The 18,580-nt window shown below is 58.3% G+C and carries 16 protein-coding genes; 4 read left to right on the top strand and 12 right to left on the bottom strand.

Annotation, left to right across the window (positions count from 1 at the left end):
* Window positions 1-3 precede the first annotated feature (3 nt).
* The 5 genes from FZE95_RS14375 to iscR form a co-directional block, all read right to left on the bottom strand.
* A complete protein-coding gene (locus FZE95_RS14375) occupies window positions 4-1,251 on the bottom strand; it encodes an aminotransferase class V-fold PLP-dependent enzyme (protein WP_223825078.1) in 1,248 nt (415 codons plus the stop codon).
* Window positions 1,244-2,551, bottom strand: coding sequence for a Fe-S cluster assembly protein SufD (gene sufD, locus FZE95_RS14370; protein ID WP_150301564.1), 1,308 nt, complete (start codon window positions 2,549-2,551; stop codon window positions 1,244-1,246). The genes FZE95_RS14375 and sufD overlap by 8 nt, the downstream gene beginning before the upstream one ends.
* Window positions 2,551-3,300, bottom strand: a complete 750-nt coding sequence (gene sufC / locus FZE95_RS14365) for a Fe-S cluster assembly ATPase SufC (RefSeq protein ID WP_150301563.1) — start codon at window positions 3,298-3,300, stop codon at window positions 2,551-2,553. Before sufC ends, sufD begins: the two co-directional genes overlap by 1 nt.
* A gap of 55 nt (window positions 3,301-3,355) precedes the next feature.
* On the bottom strand, window positions 3,356-4,792 hold the full coding sequence (gene sufB, locus FZE95_RS14360; protein WP_150301562.1) for a Fe-S cluster assembly protein SufB: 1,437 nt from the start codon (window positions 4,790-4,792) through the stop codon (window positions 3,356-3,358).
* A 114-nt stretch (window positions 4,793-4,906) separates the two neighbouring features.
* Window positions 4,907-5,383: a Fe-S cluster assembly transcriptional regulator IscR gene (gene iscR / locus FZE95_RS14355; RefSeq protein ID WP_150301561.1), complete on the bottom strand. Its 477-nt coding sequence runs from the start codon at window positions 5,381-5,383 to the stop codon at window positions 4,907-4,909.
* Window positions 5,384-5,629: 246 nt separating this feature from the next.
* Between iscR and FZE95_RS14350 the strand changes: the two genes are divergently transcribed.
* On the top strand, window positions 5,630-7,066 hold the full coding sequence (locus FZE95_RS14350; protein WP_150301560.1) for an aldehyde dehydrogenase family protein: 1,437 nt from the start codon (window positions 5,630-5,632) through the stop codon (window positions 7,064-7,066).
* A 151-nt stretch (window positions 7,067-7,217) separates the two neighbouring features.
* Here the strand turns inward: FZE95_RS14350 and FZE95_RS14345 are convergent, their stop codons facing one another.
* From FZE95_RS14345 to FZE95_RS14325, 5 genes are all read right to left on the bottom strand, one after another.
* Window positions 7,218-8,636: an NAD(P)(+) transhydrogenase (Re/Si-specific) subunit beta gene (locus FZE95_RS14345; RefSeq protein ID WP_223825077.1), complete on the bottom strand. Its 1,419-nt coding sequence runs from the start codon at window positions 8,634-8,636 to the stop codon at window positions 7,218-7,220.
* A 5-nt stretch (window positions 8,637-8,641) separates the two neighbouring features.
* Complete coding sequence (locus FZE95_RS14340) at window positions 8,642-8,968, bottom strand: NAD(P) transhydrogenase subunit alpha (protein WP_150301559.1); 327 nt, start codon at window positions 8,966-8,968, stop codon at window positions 8,642-8,644.
* Between the two features lie 2 nt (window positions 8,969-8,970).
* A complete protein-coding gene (locus tag FZE95_RS14335; protein WP_150301558.1) occupies window positions 8,971-10,098 on the bottom strand; it encodes an NAD(P) transhydrogenase subunit alpha in 1,128 nt (375 codons plus the stop codon).
* Between the two features lie 202 nt (window positions 10,099-10,300).
* Window positions 10,301-11,209 carry an AEC family transporter gene (locus FZE95_RS14330; RefSeq protein ID WP_150301557.1) on the bottom strand — a complete coding sequence of 303 codons (909 nt, stop codon included), beginning with the start codon at window positions 11,207-11,209 and terminating at the stop codon, window positions 10,301-10,303.
* A 14-nt stretch (window positions 11,210-11,223) separates the two neighbouring features.
* Window positions 11,224-12,054: a metal-dependent hydrolase gene (locus FZE95_RS14325; RefSeq protein WP_150301665.1), complete on the bottom strand. Its 831-nt coding sequence runs from the start codon at window positions 12,052-12,054 to the stop codon at window positions 11,224-11,226.
* Window positions 12,055-12,192: 138 nt separating this feature from the next.
* On the opposite strand from FZE95_RS14325, the gene FZE95_RS14320 reads away from it, so the two are divergent.
* Window positions 12,193-13,605 (top strand): alanine/glycine:cation symporter family protein, encoded by a 1,413-nt coding sequence (locus FZE95_RS14320; RefSeq protein WP_150301556.1) that lies wholly within the window; start codon window positions 12,193-12,195, stop codon window positions 13,603-13,605.
* Between the two features lie 64 nt (window positions 13,606-13,669).
* Here the strand turns inward: FZE95_RS14320 and cysS are convergent, their stop codons facing one another.
* Both cysS and FZE95_RS14310 read right to left on the bottom strand, forming a co-directional pair.
* Window positions 13,670-15,055 (bottom strand): cysteine--tRNA ligase, encoded by a 1,386-nt coding sequence (cysS, locus tag FZE95_RS14315; RefSeq protein WP_150301555.1) that lies wholly within the window; start codon window positions 15,053-15,055, stop codon window positions 13,670-13,672.
* A 4-nt stretch (window positions 15,056-15,059) separates the two neighbouring features.
* Window positions 15,060-16,727: a glutamine--tRNA ligase/YqeY domain fusion protein gene (locus FZE95_RS14310; RefSeq protein WP_150301554.1), complete on the bottom strand. Its 1,668-nt coding sequence runs from the start codon at window positions 16,725-16,727 to the stop codon at window positions 15,060-15,062.
* 308 nt (window positions 16,728-17,035) lie between these two features.
* On the opposite strand from FZE95_RS14310, the gene FZE95_RS14305 reads away from it, so the two are divergent.
* Both FZE95_RS14305 and FZE95_RS14300 read left to right on the top strand, forming a co-directional pair.
* Window positions 17,036-17,530, top strand: coding sequence for a peptidylprolyl isomerase (locus FZE95_RS14305; RefSeq protein ID WP_150301553.1), 495 nt, complete (start codon window positions 17,036-17,038; stop codon window positions 17,528-17,530).
* A gap of 9 nt (window positions 17,531-17,539) precedes the next feature.
* The gene (locus tag FZE95_RS14300; protein WP_150301552.1) at window positions 17,540-18,262 is read left to right on the top strand and encodes a UDP-2,3-diacylglucosamine diphosphatase; all 723 of its coding nucleotides are present in this window, start codon (window positions 17,540-17,542) and stop codon (window positions 18,260-18,262) included.
* Window positions 18,263-18,580: the final 318 nt, after the last annotated feature.

Here is an 18,580-nt window from a genome sequence, read left to right as displayed (position 1 = left end):
TTATCAGACAAGAAACTGTCTGGCTTTAGCCAATGCTTCAAACAAACGGTCCACATCGGACAGGGTGTTATAGAACGCGAAACTGGCGCGGATGGTGCCCGGAATACCGAACTGATCCATGATCGGCTGGGCACAGTGATTACCGGTGCGTACAGCCACGCCCTGCTGATCGAGCAGCATCCCGACGTCCTGCGGATGTGTGCCTTCCAGCAGAAAACTTAACACGCTGGTCTTGGATGCTGAGGTGCCAATCAGCTGCACGCCGGGCGTTTCCTGAGCGCGCTTTTCCGCATAGGCGAGCAATGCCTGCTCATGCGCCTGCGCGCCGCGGCGATCGAGCTGTTGCAGATAATCGATCGCCGCGCCAAATCCGATCACACCGGCTATATGCGGCGTGCCGGCTTCAAACTTGTAGGGCAGCTGATTGTACGTGGTGCCGGCGAAGCTGACCGTCTCGATCATCTCCCCGCCGCCCTGATAGGGAGGCATTGCATGCAACAAATCCAGTTTGCCGTACAGCACGCCAAGCCCGGTCGGACCAAACAGCTTGTGCGCAGAAAACACGTAAAAATCGCAATCCAGCGCCTGAACGTCGACATCGAAGTGACTGATTGCCTGCGCGCCATCGATCAGACACAGCGCGCCGCTGGCGTGCGCCATACCGATGATTTGCTCGACCGGATTGATAGTGCCCAGCGCGTTTGATACATGACCGCAGGCTACCATCTTCACGCGTTCATCGAGCATGGAAGCCAGCGCGTCCAGGTCCAGCGTGCCGGTTTCATCCACTGGAATGGCTTCGACCGTGGCACCAACTTCCAACGCAACCATCTGCCAGGGCACGATATTGGAATGGTGTTCCATCGCCGAGACGAGTACCCGGTCGCCCTGCTTCAGGTGCGTACGGCCCCAGCTGGAGGCAACCAGGTTGATGCCTTCGGAGGTGCCGCGCGTCCAGATAATCTGCCGTGCTTCGCCTGCATTAACGTAGGACGCCACCTTTAGCCGGGCCGCTTCGAACTTTTCGGTCGCCCGGTCAGCCAGCGTGTGTGCGCCACGGTGCACATTGCTGTTGTCGGTGCGGTAGTAATCAACGATGGCCTGGATCACTGCGTCCGGCTTCTGCGTGGTCGCGGCATTATCCAGGTACACCAGCGGGTTGCCATTAACCTCCTGATTCAGAATCGGGAAGTCCTGACGCACCCTCTCGGCATCAAAGGTCGCTACGCCCGACATGCTCAGATCATTCATAATCCAGCTGCCCCAGCAGTTCACTCCCCTGCCCGAATAGCGTGGTCAGGCGCGGGCGCAGGTAATCCTGAATGGCTTGCTCTGGCACTTGCGTCAGCAGCTCGTTGATGAAGCCGAAGCTGAGCATGCTGATCGCTTCAGCCCGCTCGACGCCACGGCTCTGCAGATAGAACAGCGACGTTTCGTTGAGCTGGCTGATGGTCGCACCGTGGGCGCAGCGCACGTCATCGGCGTAGATCTCAAGCTCGGGCTTGGTGTAGATCTCGGCGTTAGGCGACGTCAGCAGATTCTTGTTGCTGAGTTCGGCCAGGGTCTTCTGCGCCTGCGGATGAATATGAATGCGGCCGTTGAATACGGCCTTGGCCGAGTCACCGATGATGCCGCGGAACACCTCATTAGTCGTGCAGTGCGGCACGCAGTGCTCAACGTTGGTGTGGTAATCGATCAGCTGCTTGTTGCGCGGCAGATAGACGCCGTGCAGCTCGAGGTGAGCGCCCTCGCCCCGGTGATTGACCTGATAATCGATGCGCTTCAGCCGACTGCCCTGGGCCAGGGTGAAGCCATGGAAGCGTGCGTCGCGGTGCAGGTTCACGTGAACCCCGCCCACATGCAGCAGATCTTCCTGCTCCAGGTTGATGCGGTAATGTTGCACCTGGGCGTTCTGACCCACGATCACCTCGGTCAGGCTGTTAACGAAACCGTTTTGCTTGCTGTCCGCCGAAACGTAGTGCTCGATCAGCTCCGCCTGGCTGCCATCTTCCAACACCATGAGTACGCGCTGGTTACTGACCGCAGGCTCAGCCTCCGGAGTGGACACGTTGAGCACATAGATGGGCTTGTCCAACGACCGGTTGCGCGGCACCTGAACCAGAATGCCATCGGCTACCCAGGCATTGCTCAGGGCAGCGAACAAGTGCCGTTCAGCATCGACCACAGTACCAAGTTTTTGCTCGATGACCTGGCGCTGCGCAACGTTTGCATCGGCAAAGCGAACGATCTCTTCCGGCAGATCACTTGATAGCTCGGCCATGAACTGGCCATTGACGAACACCAGCCGCGTCGCATCGATATCGATCTGCTCGATATCCTGTTGCCAGTCAGTGCCGGTGGCTGCAGCCCAGCGCGACGGCATGTCGCTCTGCAATGGCTGCAGCGGTGTGTTCTTCCACAGCTCGGTCTTGCGGGTCGGCCACCTGGCCGAAGACCAGCTCAGTGCGCCGCGCTCGCGCAAGCTCTGCAACCAGTCGGGGCTATGTTGAGCCTCCGCCAGTTGCAACGCCACATTCTGAAAATCGCTCATCAGGCCACCTCACCTTCCAGCCAGCCATAGCCCTTGGCTTCGAGTTCGAGCGCCAGGCTCTTGTCGCCGGACTTGACGATCTTGCCACCCGCGAGCACATGGACGTAATCCGGAACGATGTAGTCCAGCAGGCGCTGATAGTGGGTCACCACGATGAAGCTGCGCTTGCCGTCGCGCATGCTGTTGACGCCGTCGGCGACTACCTGCAGTGCGTCGATATCCAGACCGGAGTCGGTCTCGTCGAGAATGCACAGCGCCGGCTCCAGCAGCATCATCTGCATGATCTCGTTGCGCTTTTTCTCTCCGCCGGAAAAACCTTCGTTCACGCCACGCTTGAGGAAGTTGGCCTCAAGGTCGACGCGCTTGCTGGTTTCGCGTGCCAGCTTCATGAATTCGACCGAACTCAGGGGCTCCAGGCCGGCGTGCTTGCGCTTGGCATCAACCGAGGCCTTCAGAAACTCCATGTTGCTCACGCCGGGAATTTCGACCGGATACTGGAATGCCAGGAACAGTCCTTCACGGGCTCGTTCTTCGGTATCCATCTCCAGCAGATCCTGACCCTTGAAAGTAATGCTGCCCGCGGTGGCTTCGTAACCGGGACGGCCAGAAAGAATGTTCCCCAGGGTGCTCTTACCCGAACCGTTCGGCCCCATGATGGCGTGAACTTCACCCGGTTTGATCTCGATATCCAATCCCTTGAGGATATCATTGTCTTCAACTTTAGCGTGCAACCCTTTGACTGATAACATATTTTGGCCTGATACCTTATGAATTAGTGTGGCGTGAAGCGTTCGTCTGGTCGGGTTAACCCACCGAGCCTTCGAGGCTGACCTCAAGCAATTTGCCCGCTTCCACGGCAAACTCCATCGGCAACTCCTTGAACACTTCGCGGCAGAAACCGTTGACGATCATCGAGATGGCTTTCTCCGCATCGAGGCCGCGTTGCTGGCACAGGAACATCTGGTCATCGCTGACCTTGGAGGTGGTTGCCTCGTGTTCCACGACCGCCGACGGGTTCTTGCTCTCGATATAGGGGAAGGTATGCGCACCACAGCGGTCACCAATCAGTAGCGAATCGCACTGGGTGAAATTCCGCGCGCCCTCGGCGCCGGGATTCATGCGTACCAGACCACGATAGGCGCTGTTGCTGCGGCCCGCTGAAATGCCCTTGGCGATGATCGTCGAGCGGGTATTCTTGCCCAGGTGAATCATCTTGGTGCCGGTATCGGCTTGCTGGCAGTTGTTGGTAAGGGCCACCGAGTAGAACTCACCGACACTGTTGTCACCCTTGAGGATGCAGCTGGGATATTTCCAGGTGATCGCTGAGCCGGTCTCGACCTGCGTCCAGGAAATCTTGGCGTTGGCGTGGCACAGGCCGCGCTTGGTCACAAAGTTATAGATGCCGCCCTTGCCCTCCGAGTCGCCGGGATACCAGTTCTGAACTGTCGAATACTTGATCTGCGCACCGTCCAGCGCGACCAGTTCAACGACCGCAGCGTGCAGCTGGTTCTCGTCACGCATGGGTGCGGTGCAGCCTTCCAGATAGCTGACGTGTGAACCTTCATCGGCAATGATCAGGGTGCGCTCGAACTGCCCGGTGTTCATTTCATTAATGCGGAAGTAGGTCGACAGCTCCATAGGGCAACGTACGCCCTTGGGGATATAGACGAACGAGCCGTCAGAGAACACCGCGGAATTCAGCGCAGCGTAGTAGTTATCCTTCTGCGGAACCACACTGCCGAGATATTTCTGGACCAGTTCCGGACAACGGTGCACGGCTTCGCTGATCGGGCAGAAAATAACACCCGCTTCTTCCAGTTTGGCGCGGAAGGTCGTCACGACCGATACCGAGTCGAATACTGCATCAACCGCCACGCCAGCGAGCATCTCCTGCTCATGCAGCGGGATACCGAGCTTTTCGTAGGTAGCAATGAGTTCGGGGTCGACTTCGTCCAGGCTCTTGGGCTTGTCAGCCATGCTCTTGGGCGAGGAGAAGTAGGAAACAGACTGGAAGTCTATCTCGGGATAATGCACGTGGGCCCAGGTCGGCTCTTCCATTTCCTGCCAGGCACGGAACGCCTTCAGACGCCATTCCAGCAACCACTCAGGCTCTCCCTTCTTGGCCGAAATAAACCGCACGACTTCTTCGTTAAGACCCGGCGGTAAAGTGTCGGACTCGATGGCAGAGTGAAACCCGGCCGCGTAGTCCTTCTTGATCAGGTTTTCGACTTGCTGAGACACGGTATCACCTCAATTTCGCAGCAATTGCCGTGTGACAACTTGCTGCCAATTCGTTTCAGGCTTCACAACGCCATGAGACGCTGCACTCTTCGATCGGCTCTTGGGCCGCTAGATCTAGATAATGCGTTCCAGGACTGGCTCGGCAGCGCCCGAGCAGCCCCGGTCCTGCCGCGAACGCACCCGCTGAATATCTTCACGGGAAACCAGTTCGGCCAGGGTTATATCATTCAGAAAATTACGCAGACGATTACTGAGATCAGTCCAGAGATGGTGGGTCAGACAGATCTCGCCGTCCTGACAGTCGCCTTTTCCCAGGCAGCGCGTGGCGTCCATCGAATCGTTAACCGCTTCAACTATCTGCGCCACGCTGATCATGTCCGGACCGCCAGCGAGACGGTACCCGCCGCCCGGGCCCCGAACGCTTTCAACCAGCCGGCTGCGCCGAAGTTTGGCGAACAACTGCTCCAGATACGAAATCGAAACGCCCTGGCGCATCGAGATATCGGCCAGGGTTATGGGTCCCTGGTCCGCATGCAAAGCCAGATCGAGCATGGCAGTGACTGCATAGCGGCCTTTGGTTGTCAGACGCATTCTAGCTCCTGGGAGGAGGTTCAACTTAGGCAAAACTATGCAATATCCAAGTGTTTTAGTCAAGTATTATGGCGGGCGCCGCAAGCCGGAGCGGCTGGATAGTATAAAGCCATCACCCTGTGCGTGAAACCGAACACATTGGCAGGGATAACCAACGGTGATCTAGTGCAAAACCGGTGATACAAAAGCGCGGACAGTGCTATCGTTGGACTATTCTTCGTCACCAACTCAAGGAGCCGGCATTTCATGAGCCACCACAAGCAGTTCTATATCAACGGTCAGTGGGTCGAACCCCAGGGCACCGGTAGCGCCGATGTCATCAATCCCGCCACCGAAGAAGTCGTAGCCACTATTGCCTTAGGTAATCACGAGGACGTTGACCTGGCTGTCGCCGCAGCGCGCAAAGCCTTCGAAAGCTATTCCCAGACCAGCCGCGAAGAACGCATCGCATTGCTCGAGCGCGTTATCGCGGTGTTCCATAAGCGCATGCCGGAAGTAGCCGAAGCCATCTCCATGGAAATGGGCGCACCTGCCAAACTGTCCAAGCAGGCTCAGGCCCCGTCTGGTCTCGGTCACTTCGCCACGGCGCTGGAAGTCCTGAAGGACTTCGAATTTGAAGAAGAGATCGGCACAACCCTGGTGGTTAAAGAACCGATTGGCGTGTGCGGCCTGATCACGCCCTGGAACTGGCCAATGAACCAGCTGACCTGCAAGATCGGCCCTGCCTTGGCGACCGGCTGCACCATGGTACTCAAACCCTCTGAAGTCGCGCCGCTATCCGCGCTGCTGCTGGCGGAAATTCTGGATGAAGCCGGCGTACCACCGGGCGTCTTCAACCTCATCAATGGCGACGGCCCCACCGTCGGTGCTGCCATGTCCGCCCACTGGGGCATCGACATGATGTCGTTCACTGGTTCTACCGGTGCCGGACGTCAGGTCATGAAGAGCGGTGCTGACACTATCAAGCGCGTGGCGCTTGAGCTGGGCGGCAAGTCCGCAAACATCCTTCTGGACGACGTCAACTTCGAGAAAATGGTCGCCCATGGCGTCATGTCGTGCATGAACAACAGCGGTCAGTCCTGTAATGCCCCTACCCGCATGCTGGTCCCTAACAGCCGCATGGATGAAGTCAGCGCTATCGCTCAAGCCGTGGCCGCCAAGGTCAAGCCGGGCGACCCCAGGGCTGACGATACTGTTATCGGGCCGGTTGCTTCCGAGGCGCAGTGGAGCAAGATTCAGGGCCTGATCGCCGCCGGTATCGAGGAAGGCGCCAAGCTGGTTGTGGGCGGTACAGGTCGGCCTGATGGCCTGGAGAAAGGCTACTACGTCAAGCCAACCATTTTCAGTCACGTCACCAATGACATGAAAATCGCCCGCGAAGAGATCTTCGGGCCGGTGCTCACCATCATCGGTTATGAAGACGAGGAAGAAGCTGTACGTATCGCCAATGACACCTCCTACGGCCTGTCCGGCTATATATCGGCCGGCGACCCGGAACGCGCCCGGCGCATTGCACGCCGGATTCGTACCGGCATGGTTCACCTGAATGGCGCACCGCTCGACAACAAGGCGCCCTTCGGTGGCTACAAGGAGTCTGGTAACGGCCGCGAATGGGGTCACTACGGTTTCGAGGATTTCCTCGAAGTGAAATCGATCTTCGGTTACAACGCCAAGGCCAAGTAAGCCCAGAAAGGACCAATTCCACCTCGGCTGGTGGAATATTGCGCCACACAGGCCGGGGGCAGCCCCGGCCACACTGGTTCCGCTTCAGTGCGGTAGCCACAAAAAAACCGCAGACTCACGCTGCGGTTTTTTTTGTGCCAATCGGTTTCGGTCACCCGAGCGACTTCACCGCATCAATCATCTGCACCATTACCTTCTGCGCGTCGCCATATACCATTGAGGTGTTGTCCGCATAGAACAGCTCGTTCTCGACGCCCGAGTAGCCCTTGCCCTGCCCGCGCTTGACCACATAGGCCTGGCGCGCCATATCCACGTTGAGAATCGGCATGCCGTAAATCGGGCTTGACTTGCGCGTGCGCGCGGCCGGGTTGACCACGTCGTTGGCCCCGAGAACGATGGCCACGTCCGCTTGCTGGAATTCCTCGTTGATGTCTTCCAGGTCGTAAATAATGTCGTAGGGCACGCCCGCCTCGGCCAGCAGCACGTTCATGTGACCGGGCATGCGTCCGGCAACCGGATGAATGGCAAATGCCACGTCCACGCCCTGCTTCTGCAGCAGTTTCACGAACTCATAGAGCTTGTGCTGCGCCTGCGCTACAGCCAGACCATAACCGGGCACGATAATCACCTTGCTGGCGTAGTACATGGCAATGGCCGCGTCGGAGGCATCCGCGGGCTTCATCGAACCTTCTATGTCCCCTGCGTCGCTGTCGTCATCGCCACCGAACTGGCTGAAGATCACATTGGATACCGGACGGTTCATTGCCTTGGCCATCATCAATGTCAGAAGCGTACCGGCGGAACCGACTACGGTGCCGGCAATGATCATCGCCGGGTTCTGCAGTACAAAACCCTCAAACGCAACCGCCAGGCCGGTGAAGGCGTTGTACAGGGATATCACCACGGGCATATCGGCGCCGCCGATTGGCGTGGTCAGCATCACGCCCAGCGCCAGAGCAGCGATAAAGAACACCGAGATCAACAGCATCGAAACGCCACCGCCGACTCCGGAGCCGATAATTGCCGCGCCAATCCCGAGCGTGACAAAAAACAGCACCGCGTTGATCAACTGTTGCGCCGGCAACCGTATGGTCCCGTTCATGCGGCCGTCGAGCTTGGCCCAGGCAATCAGCGAGCCGGACAGCGCAACCGAACCAATCAGCCCGCCGAGCACCGCCAACATTGACACCACCACGCCGTGCGCCTGGGCGTTACCGGAATACAGTTCCATTGCTGCAATGGCAGCCGCTGCGCCGCCACCCATACCGTTGTACAACGCAACCATTTGCGGCATATCGGTCATCGCGACCTTCTTGCCGCTGTACCATGCCCAACCCAGACCCAGTCCCAGGGCGATCAGCACCAGAGCCAGGTTCATGCTCAGATGCGGCTGTGCCCGCTCGCTGACATCAAGCCCATAAAGGAAAGCGGCCAGCACAGCCAGCACCATGCCGACACCGGCAATCAGGATGCCGGAACGCGCGGTAACCGGACTCGCCATACGCTTCAATCCGTAAATGAACAGCAATGCCGTTATGAAGTAGACGGATTCGATAATCATCTCAGTCATTCTTGTTATTCCTTGTCTGAGGCATCTTTCTGGCGCCTGTCGCTGGGCTTGAACATTTCCAGCATGCGCTCTGTCACCACGTAACCGCCAGCCGCATTACCCGCGCCCAACAGCACCCCGAAAAAGCCGATTACCTGCTCCAGCGGCGTCGCTGCGTTAAGCAATGCCCACATGGCGCCCACCACCACAATTCCGTGGACGAAGTTGGAGCCGGACATCAAGGGGGTGTGCAGGATCGCCGGCACGCGGCCGATAATTTCGTATCCGGTAAACGCTGCCAGCATGAAGATATACAGCGCGACAAAGCCGGTGATAGTAGTCGTTGCGTCCATGATTATGCCTCGGCGGTTTCGGCTGCCTTGCGGGCGGCCTCGTTGCGAATTTCACCGGCATGGGTCAAAACCGTTCCGGCCAGAATCTCGTCTTCCCAGTCAATCTGCAGTTCGCCGTCCTTGACCATCAGGCCAACCAGATGCTGCAGATTGCGGGCGTACAACTCCGATGCATGCTCAGCCAGACGACTGGGGACATTCATGGGCGCGACAATAGTGACCGGGCCGACCTCGACAGTTTCTCCGGGAACGGTAAGCGGCGTGTTACCACCGCCCTCGGCGGCCAGGTCGATAATGACCGAACCCGGCTTCATGCCCATGATCTGCGCTTCACTGATAATTTTAGGGCTCGGACGGCCAGGGATGGCTGCCGTGGTGATCACCGCATCGGCCTGCTGGATGTGTCGGGTGACGACCTTTTCCACCTGGGCTTTTTCGTCGTCGGTCAGTTCGCGGGCATACCCGCCTGTACCGCTGGCGGAGACGCCGGTATCAACGAACTTGCCGCCCACCGACTCGACCTGCTCTTTGACTTCCGAGCGCACGTCATAACCCTCAATCATGGCGCCTAGTCGCTTGGCCGTGGCCAGCGCCTGCAAACCCGCTACGCCAGCACCCATTACCAGCACCTTGGCCGGACGCAATGAGCCAACGGCTGTGGTCATCATCGGCAGGATACGGTTGAGGTTGGTGGCAGCCATCAGACCGGCCGCGTAACCGGACAATGCGGCCTGGGAGGACAAGGCATCCATGGCCTGCGCGCGCGTGATGCGCGGTACCAGCTCCATGGCAAAGCAGGTGATCTGCCGGTCACGCAGCGCTCTGACAATCTCCGGTTCGCGGTGCGCATAGACGAAGCAGCACAACACCGTTCCCGGCGCCATTTGCTCAATGTCCGCAAGCTCGGGTGGCTGAACCCGGAATACCAGATCGGCGGCCACAGGCGCGCTGACGATCTTGACGCCCTCGCCTTCATACAGCGGGTCCGGAATACGCGCAGCCAGGCCCGCGCCGGATTGCAATGAGATGTCGATGCCCAGCTTCGATAGCTTGCTGGCTACCGACGGCACCAGGGCAACGCGCTTTTCGTTCGCGCGCCTTTCCACTGGAACAAACAGACTGACCGGCATGGGGTTTCCTTTTATGTTGTTCGTCTTGTTCATATTGAAAGCCGGCGAAGAGCATACCCCAACCCCTGGCCGTTCTTGTAACGGATTCGATGCGCAAAAATGCACGGCGCACCTGCAATTTTCGCGAGCGGGGCGGTAGCGATAAACGACCCGCGAGGCGGTTTGGAAAAACCATAAAGTTCGAAAGCGTGCAGGTGCGGGATCAGCCTGTCAGCAGCATAAGCCAGACCGGCAGGGTAACGGCCGCCAGAAGCGTGGAGAGAAAAATCACGGAACTGATGATCCGACTGTCTTCGTCTGCCATGGCGAAAGCCAGCACGTTCACGCCCGTCGGACAGGCTGCCATCAGTATCAATACTGTTCGGGCATCTGCGCTGAGCCCTGGAAGCAAGAACCCACCAGCCAGCACGAGGCCGGGAAACAGCAACAGTTTCGCCAGTGTCAGGCCGAACATGACGCGGCTGATGTGCAAGCGGTAATGCGACAGGCTTAACCCCAGCACCAACAATGCACAGGGCAACGCCGCGGCAGCCAGCCACTCCACCATGCGCCAGAGCGGTGCGGGCACGGACACACCGGAAAGATTGAGCGCCGCGCCTAGAAACAGGCCGATGATCAGCGGGTTTGCGAGGCTTTTGAACAGTCCCCCCTTATCTATCCCGCCGCGTCCTTCGCCGCGCCACAGACTGTTGTAGAGACTCTGCAGGGTAAAGAGTACGAGGCTGTGGAAGATCAGGATGGCAAACAGATACACCAGTTTGTCCGCCCCGAGCAGGATGCTTATCAGTGGAACACCCACCAGCACATTATTCGAATAACTGGCAGCCAGGCCCATAGAGCTCGGCTGCCCTGATCGACGATGCATCAACCAGTTCACTGCGCAGAACACGCCGACGGCGGGCAGGAAGTACACCAGCAGAAGCAACGGCGACAGCCCCTCGCTCAGGTCGGCACGTGCCAGACCCGAGAACAGCAGCACCGGCATGAATATCCGGAAAGTGATGGAGGCCAGCGCCCCGCCGGCCTCGGCGGGCAACCAGCGGCGCTTGCCGAGCACATAACCCAGCAGGATCAGCCCGAAGATGGGGACAAGGGCGTTGATGACTACCACGCTATGGGCGCACCTTAACGAACTAGCGCAGACGCAAACGCGGGCGCATATTGATCGAGCAGATCCCTGTTGTCGTGCTGCCAGGGGTGAAAGTCTCTCCGATAATAATCCCGGTACACCCCCACAAGCTTGCGGAAAAACCCGTTGCGTCCCCATAACCAGCGCATGCCACGCCACATCATGGGCAGATCGGTCAGCTTGCCGTCCTTGCGCAGCATGTGCCACATGCCCCTGGTCACGTCCTTGAGAAAGAAAAAAGTCGCCTGACGCATAGCACGCCGCAGTATTCTGCGGTCGCCACATACCTGCATGTATACATCGAAGGCAACGGCCTTGTGCTCTGTCTCTTCCAGCGCATGCCACCGCCACAAGCTCTGCATGGGCTGAACAGCCCCATCAATCCATTGCGGCTCACGCAGCAGCAGATCCGCCATGATCGCGGTGAAATGCTCCATCGCCACGGTGCCTGCCAGCTGCCGCTCAGCTGAAAAGTTTTTCTGAACGAAGCGAATGCGCTTTTTGACCGTGCTTTCCAGCGCATCGATGTCATAGCCCAGCTCGCGCAGGCGCTGGTTATATTCGAGATGTTCACGGCTATGATGACCTTCCTGGCCGATAAAACCACGGATCTGCTGTTGCAGATCGGTGTCGCTGATCTGATCGCGGAACAACCGGACCGAGTCGATAAAGTAGCGCTCCCCATCCGGGAACAGCACGGACATGGCGTTGAAAAAATGCGTTTTGAAAGGATCGTTACTGTGCCAGTGTCGCGGCAAGGGATCAGGCAACGCCAGATCCGGACGCCTCGGTAGTATCTGCAAAGCCGGCGGTGTTCTTGTTTTGATGTTCATGCGCGATCCTCCTTATCTGGTCTCAAGCCTGAATTGCATATTACCCTGTCTGGCCGTCAGGCATAGATGTCTGGCGTATTGAAGCGTAGCGACTAGAGTTACACATGATTTTTCACTACAAATGGATGTGCCATGACCGCAATCATCGATTTCCTCAATAATATCTTCTGGGGATACGTGCTTATCTACGGCCTGCTGGCGGTGGGTGTGTTCTTCACAATTCGGCTGGGGTTTCTGCAATTCCTGCATTTTGGCGAGATGGTAAGAGCGATAAAGGGCTCCAGACAAAGCGATGCGTCGGGCATATCGCCCTTTCAAGCGCTATGCACCAGTCTTGCCTCACGGGTCGGCACGGGTAACCTGGCTGGGGTGGCTGTGGCGCTCTATCTGGGCGGTGCCGGCGCAATCTTCTGGATGTGGATGGTTGCGCTGGTCGGCATGGCTACCGGTTACGCCGAAAGCACGCTGGCGCAGCTCTACAAGGTACGGGACGGTAAAGGCCAGTACCGCGGCGGGCCGGCGTTCTATATGTCAAAAGGCCTGAAGGCGCCATGGGCCGGGGCAATCTTTTCGATCGCGCTGATCATTTCCTTCGGGCTGGTATTCAATGCCGTGCAAGCCAACTCCATTGCCGATGCGATGGAAGGTGCCTTCGGCATTCCCAAGCTATGGTCTGGTCTCGCTCTGGCGGTACTGGCCGGCATGGTGATTTTCGGCGGTCTGCGTACCATCGCCCGGTTTGCGGAGCTGGTAGTGCCCTTCATGGCCGGTGCCTATGTGCTGATGGCGCTGGTGGTGCTGATCATGAATTTTTCCGAAGTACCCGGCGTGCTGATGACCATCGTACGCAGCGCGTTTGGACTTGAAGAAGCCGCCGGCGGCGTCGCAGGCTCGGTGACGGCTGCTATGCTCAACGGTATCAAGCGCGGTTTGTTTTCCAACGAGGCGGGCATGGGCTCAGCACCCAACGTCGCGGCCACCGCCACGCCAGCTCCGCATCATCCCTCTTCCCAGGGGTTGGTACAGGCCATGGGGGTGTTCATCGACACCATCGTGATCTGTACCGCCACGGCCATCATGATTCTGCTTTCTGGCGTTATGGAGCCCGGCTCGGGTGTTACCGGTACGCAGTTGACGCAGCAAGCGCTGGAATCGCACATCGGGGTCGCTGGCAGCTATTTCATCGCCATAGCCATTCTGTTCTTCGCCTTTACCTCGATTGTCGCCAACTACTCCTATGCCGAAAACGCGATGATTTACCTCGGCGTCGGGAATACGCTGGGCATGACCTTATTGCGGATGGCAACGCTGAGCATGGTGGTATGGGGCGCGTACGAAGCGGTCACGACGGTGTTCAACGCCGCTGACGCATCGATGGGCCTCATGGCGACTATCAACCTGGTGGCGATTGTCCTGCTCTCGGGGACCGTAGCCAAACTGACCAAGGATTACCTGGCGCAGCGCAAGCAAGGCGTGGTGCCGACGTTCAAGGCTTCGAACTATCCGGAACTGAAGGAGAAGATAAACAACAATATCTGGCGCTGAGGGCGAGTGGGCGGGTGCTGCGGGATGCCGTCTGCACCTGCCCTACCCCAACGGGAACGAAGCCTTATCCGCGCAACCGCCAGGTGGTTCCGCCCTTTCCATCCTCAAGCACGACGCCCATCCCGGTCAGTTGATCGCGAATGCGATCCGATTCCGCCCAGTTCTTGTCTGCACGAGCCTGCAGCCGCGCATCGATCAATGCCTGCACTTCCGCCGCATCGACCTGGTTGGACGCGCCGGCTTGCAGAAATTCATCCGCATCCAGCTGCAACACGCCAAGCGTCGAGGCCAGCTCCCGCACCGTGGCACCGAGCGCGGCAGCGGCGTGCAGGTCGCTATCCTTCAGACGATTCACCTCGCGCACCATGTCAAACAACACCGCACAGGCTTCCGGCGCGTTGAAATCATCGTCCATGGCCGCCGCATAGCGTTCGCCATATTCGACAGCTTCCATTGGCGCGGCATCTGGCAAGCCCTTGAGCGCGCGGTAGAAACGCTCAAGCGCACCCTTGGCTTCCTTCAGATTGTCTTCCGAATAGTTGATCGCGCTGCGGTAGTGACTGGACACCAACAAATAACGCACGACCTCCGGGTGATACTTCTCCAGCACTTCGCGGATAGTGAAAAAGTTGCCCAATGACTTGGACATCTTTTCCCCATCGACGCGCACCGCCCCGGCATGCATCCAGGTGGCTGCGTAAGGCTTGCCCGTCGCTGCCTCGCTCTGCGCGATCTCGTTCTCGTGATGGGGGAACACCAGATCGGGCCCGCCACCGTGAATATCAAAGCTTTCGCCCAAACAGCAGGTGGACATGACCGAACACTCGATATGCCAGCCTGGCCGGCCATCGCCCCAGGGTGATGGCCAGCTTGGCTCACCGGGCTTGGCTGCCTTCCACAACACGAAATCCAGCGGGTCTTCCTTGGCCTCATCGACCTCGATACGCGCACCAATTTTCAGGTCTTCTATACGCCGACGCGACAGCTTGCCGTAGCCTTCGAACCTGCCGACCCGGTAATACACATCGCCGTTACCCGGCGCATAGGCGTAACCCTTGTCTATCAGGGTCTGGATCATCTCGTGCATTCCGGCGATGTGATCGCTGGCGCGCGGCTCCTGATCGGGGCGCAGCACATTCAGGCGTGTTTCATCTTCGTGCATGGCGGCAATCATGCGCTCGGTCAACACTTGAAAGCTTTCGCCGTTGTCATTGGCGCGGCGGATGATCTTGTCGTCGATATCAGTAATATTGCGCACATAGGTCAGGTCATATCCGCGATAGCGCAGCCAGCGGGAAATAACATCGAAGGCGACCATCACCCGGGCGTGGCCGATATGACAGTAGTCATACACCGTCATGCCGCAGACATACATCCGCACCTGATTCCCTTCAAGCGGCTTGAAGGCTTCCTTGGTCTTGCTCAGGGTGTTGTAGAGACTCAGCGCCATGACCTTATTGCCCCCAGGAATCGCGCAGCGTGACGGTGCGGTTGAATACCGGCTTGTCTGCAGTCGAATCCACGCAATCGAGACAGAAATAGCCTTCGCGCTCAAACTGGAAACGGTCCTCAGGGGTCGCGTCTGCAAGAGACGGCTCGGCGCGGCACCCCTGCAAGGTGATCAGCGAATCCGGATTGATGTTTTCCAGGAAGCCGACGCCCTCCTCGCCCTTGTCCGGGTTCGGCGTCTTGAACAGCCGGTCATACAGACGCACTTCGCATTCAATGCTTTCTGCAGCCGGCACCCAGTGAATGACGCCCTTGACCTTGCGGCCCTCGGGGTTCTTGCCCAGCGTGTCCGGATCGTAGGAACACAGCAGCTCTACGATATTGCCCTCGGCGTCAGTAACGGCCTCGTCGGCACGAATCACGTAGCTGCCGCGCAAGCGCACTTCACCGCCCGGTACCAGGCGTTTGTAGCCCTTGGGCGGATCGACCATGTAATCGTCCTGATCGATATAGATCTCACGGCTGAACGGCAGGGTACGCGTGCCGATATCCTGTTTCGGATGGCGCGGCAGCGACAGCTGTTCGACCTGGCCTTCAGGGTAGTTGGTGATGGTCACTTTCAGCGGGCGCAACACGCACATGGCACGCGGCGCATGGGCATCCAGGTCATCACGAATACAGAATTCCAGTACGCCCATGTCCACCACGCCATCGGAACGGGTCACGCCGATCCGTTCGCAGAATTCACGAATCGATGCCGGCGTGTAACCACGGCGACGAAACGCGCTGAGGGTCGACATACGCGGATCATCCCAGCCCTGCACGTGGCCTTCGTCGACCAGCTGTTTGAGCTTGCGCTTGCTGGTGACCGTGTAGTTCAGGTTGAGACGGGCGAATTCGTACTGGCGCGGTTTGGCCGGCACTGGCAGGTTATCCAGGCACCATTCGTACAACGGACGGTGATCCTCGAATTCAAGGGTACAGATTGAATGCGTGACGCCCTCAATCGCATCGGACTGGCCATGAGTGAAGTCATAGCTCGGATAGACGCACCATTTGTCACCGGTCTGGTGGTGATGCGCGTGGCGAATGCGATACAGGATCGGGTCGCGCAAGTTCATGTTGGGCGACGCCATATCAATCTTCGCACGCAACGCCTTGCTGCCATCGGGGAACTCGCCGCCGGTCATGCGCGCGAACAGATCGAGGTTCTCATCGACGCTGCGCTCGCGGAACGGGCTGTTCTTGCCCGGCTCGGTCAGATTGCCGCGGTACTCACGCGCCTGTTCTGGCGACAAATCGCATACGTAGGCCTGGCCCGCCTTGATCAGCTCGATAGCCCAGGCGTGCAACTGGTCGAAATAGTCCGAGGCATAATGGATATCACCGGCCCACTTGAAGCCCAGCCATTCAACATCACGCTTGATCGCGTCGATGTATGCCTGCTCTTCCTTCGCCGGATTGGTATCGTCGAAGCGCAGATTACATTCACCGCCAAATTCCTCGGCCAGCCCGAAATTCAGACAGATCGACTTGGCATGGCCGATATGCAGATATCCGTTTGGCTCCGGCGGAAAGCGGGTCACGATATGCTGGTGTTTGCCGCTTTCCAGGTCAGTCTTGACGATCTGCCGCAGGAAATGTGCTGGCGTGGTGGATTCCGGTTTGTTCATAGGGATTCGCAGGACTCGTTACAGGCAACGCCCATGGGCATCGCGGATTTTGGCTAGGCCGTATCGGCCAAAACGCTTATCATACCGGAAAGTCACAGGCGTCTAAATCGAAGGAGCCTCTGAAGAACGTAGCGAGCGAAGGTCAGGCAAGGCGAAATCCGACGAAAAAGCGCAGTTTACGTTCTGTAAATGAGCATTTTGAGGAGGGTTTCAACGCAGCATGGCCGAGCGCAGTAGTTATTCAGAGGCTCCGAAGCACGTCTGTCTCGCAGGATAATTAGTCTCAACTCGCTCCGAGGATTGCCTTGATGGTCAAACTACATACGAATTTTGGTGTTATTACCCTGGAACTCTTCGCTGACAAGGCGCCGGAAACGGTCGAGAACTTCAAGCAATATGTCCGCGACGGCCATTACGACAACACCATTTTCCACCGCGTCATTCCCAACTTCATGATTCAGGGCGGCGGATTTGAACCCGGCATGAAGCAGAAAGAGACCCGCGACCCGATCAAGAACGAAGCCAACAACGGCGTCAGCAACAAGGCGGGCACGGTAGCCATGGCACGCACCATGGAGCCCCATTCCGCCAGCGCCCAGTTCTTTATCAACGTCAACGACAACGACTTCCTTAATCATAGCGCTCCCACCGTTCAGGGCTGGGGTTACACCGTGTTCGGCCAGGTCACCGAAGGCATGGATGTGGTAGAGAAGATCAAGTCGGTATCCACCACCATGCGTGCTGGCCATCAGGATGTGCCCGCCGACGACGTGATCATCGAGCGCGCCGAACTGGTCGAGTAACGCTACAGAATGCGTTCGCTGTTTATTTCAGACCTGCACTTGCAAGCCGAACGCCCGGATATCACCCGGGCGTTTTTGCATTGCCTTGAGCAGCGTGCCAGCCAGGTAGACGCGCTCTACATTCTTGGCGACTTTTTCGAGGTGTGGCTCGGCGACGACGACCCTAATCCGCTCGCCCGTGAAGTTGCTTCCGCCCTGGCCGCCGTTGCAGCCAAGGGCGTGAAGATTTATCTCATGCACGGCAATCGGGATTTTCTCCTGGGCAAGCGGTTCTGTCAGGAGGCCAGTTGCACCCTACTGAATGATCCGACGGTCATCACGCTGAATAACGAACCCGTATTGCTTATGCACGGCGACAGCCTGTGTATCGACGATCTGGGTTATATGCGCCTACGCCGCTTGCTGCGCAACCCACTGAGCTTGTTCGTTCTGCGCAATCTCTCGCTGAAAACCCGGCACAAGATCGGGAGAAAGCTACGCTCTGAAAGCAGCGAGCAAACCCGCTACAAAGCCGCCGACATCACAGACGTCAATCCGGACAAGGTGGTCGAGGTGATGCGCGAGCACAAGGTTCGCACGCTGATTCACGGTCACACGCACCGCCCTGCTGCGCACGATCTCGAAATCGACGGCCAGTCCGCGAAGCGGATAGTGCTGGGGGATTGGGATAAGAGCGGCTGGGCACTGGAAGTGGATGAGGACGGTTATCGGCTGGAGAGTTTTGCGCTCTGATGGCGGGGTTGATCTGGCACCCTTGAACAGCGTGGCTAGCTGGACTTTTGGGTGAACCTGAGCTCGTCCAGCTTGTAGTTCAGTCAGACCAAACCCGGCGTCCTGCGGACGCCATCGCGGCGAGTCGCCCCTCCTACACATTTACATTTCTGCCATTGGCTACCTGAGAGCACTCGCACTCTTCCGTTAGAGGCGCGACTCGCGGCGCCCCATAGAAACCGAGCCAAGCAAATATCCCCACCCACAAAAAACCCGGCCACAAGGCCGGGTTTTCATTTACCGCTCAAGCGTTACTTACAGCTTGCCGTCCAGCTCCGG

The organism is Pseudomonas profundi, assembly GCF_008638305.1.
Taxonomy (GTDB): domain Bacteria; phylum Pseudomonadota; class Gammaproteobacteria; order Pseudomonadales; family Pseudomonadaceae; genus Halopseudomonas; species Halopseudomonas profundi.
The sequence above is the reverse complement of the archived record's forward strand: the minus strand, read 5'-3'. Positions and strand labels throughout refer to the sequence as shown.

What these genes read in the sequence shown, in the direction of transcription:
- FZE95_RS14375 (WP_223825078.1), bottom strand. Translation starts at nt 1,251, where the DNA reads ATGAATGATCTGAGCATGTCGGGCGTAGCGACCTTTGATGCCGAGAGG.
- sufD (WP_150301564.1), bottom strand. Translation starts at nt 2,551, where the DNA reads ATGAGCGATTTTCAGAATGTGGCGTTGCAACTGGCGGAGGCTCAACAT.
- sufC (WP_150301563.1), bottom strand. Translation starts at nt 3,300, where the DNA reads ATGTTATCAGTCAAAGGGTTGCACGCTAAAGTTGAAGACAATGATATC.
- iscR (WP_150301561.1), bottom strand. Translation starts at nt 5,383, where the DNA reads ATGCGTCTGACAACCAAAGGCCGCTATGCAGTCACTGCCATGCTCGAT.
- FZE95_RS14350 (WP_150301560.1), top strand. Translation starts at nt 5,630, where the DNA reads ATGAGCCACCACAAGCAGTTCTATATCAACGGTCAGTGGGTCGAACCC.
- FZE95_RS14345 (WP_223825077.1), bottom strand. Translation starts at nt 8,636, where the DNA reads ATGACTGAGATGATTATCGAATCCGTCTACTTCATAACGGCATTGCTG.
- FZE95_RS14340 (WP_150301559.1), bottom strand. Translation starts at nt 8,968, where the DNA reads ATGGACGCAACGACTACTATCACCGGCTTTGTCGCGCTGTATATCTTC.
- FZE95_RS14335 (WP_150301558.1), bottom strand. Translation starts at nt 10,098, where the DNA reads ATGCCGGTCAGTCTGTTTGTTCCAGTGGAAAGGCGCGCGAACGAAAAG.
- FZE95_RS14320 (WP_150301556.1), top strand. Translation starts at nt 12,193, where the DNA reads ATGACCGCAATCATCGATTTCCTCAATAATATCTTCTGGGGATACGTG.
- cysS (WP_150301555.1), bottom strand. Translation starts at nt 15,055, where the DNA reads ATGGCGCTGAGTCTCTACAACACCCTGAGCAAGACCAAGGAAGCCTTC.
- FZE95_RS14310 (WP_150301554.1), bottom strand. Translation starts at nt 16,727, where the DNA reads ATGAACAAACCGGAATCCACCACGCCAGCACATTTCCTGCGGCAGATC.
- FZE95_RS14305 (WP_150301553.1), top strand. Translation starts at nt 17,036, where the DNA reads ATGGTCAAACTACATACGAATTTTGGTGTTATTACCCTGGAACTCTTC.
- FZE95_RS14300 (WP_150301552.1), top strand. Translation starts at nt 17,540, where the DNA reads ATGCGTTCGCTGTTTATTTCAGACCTGCACTTGCAAGCCGAACGCCCG.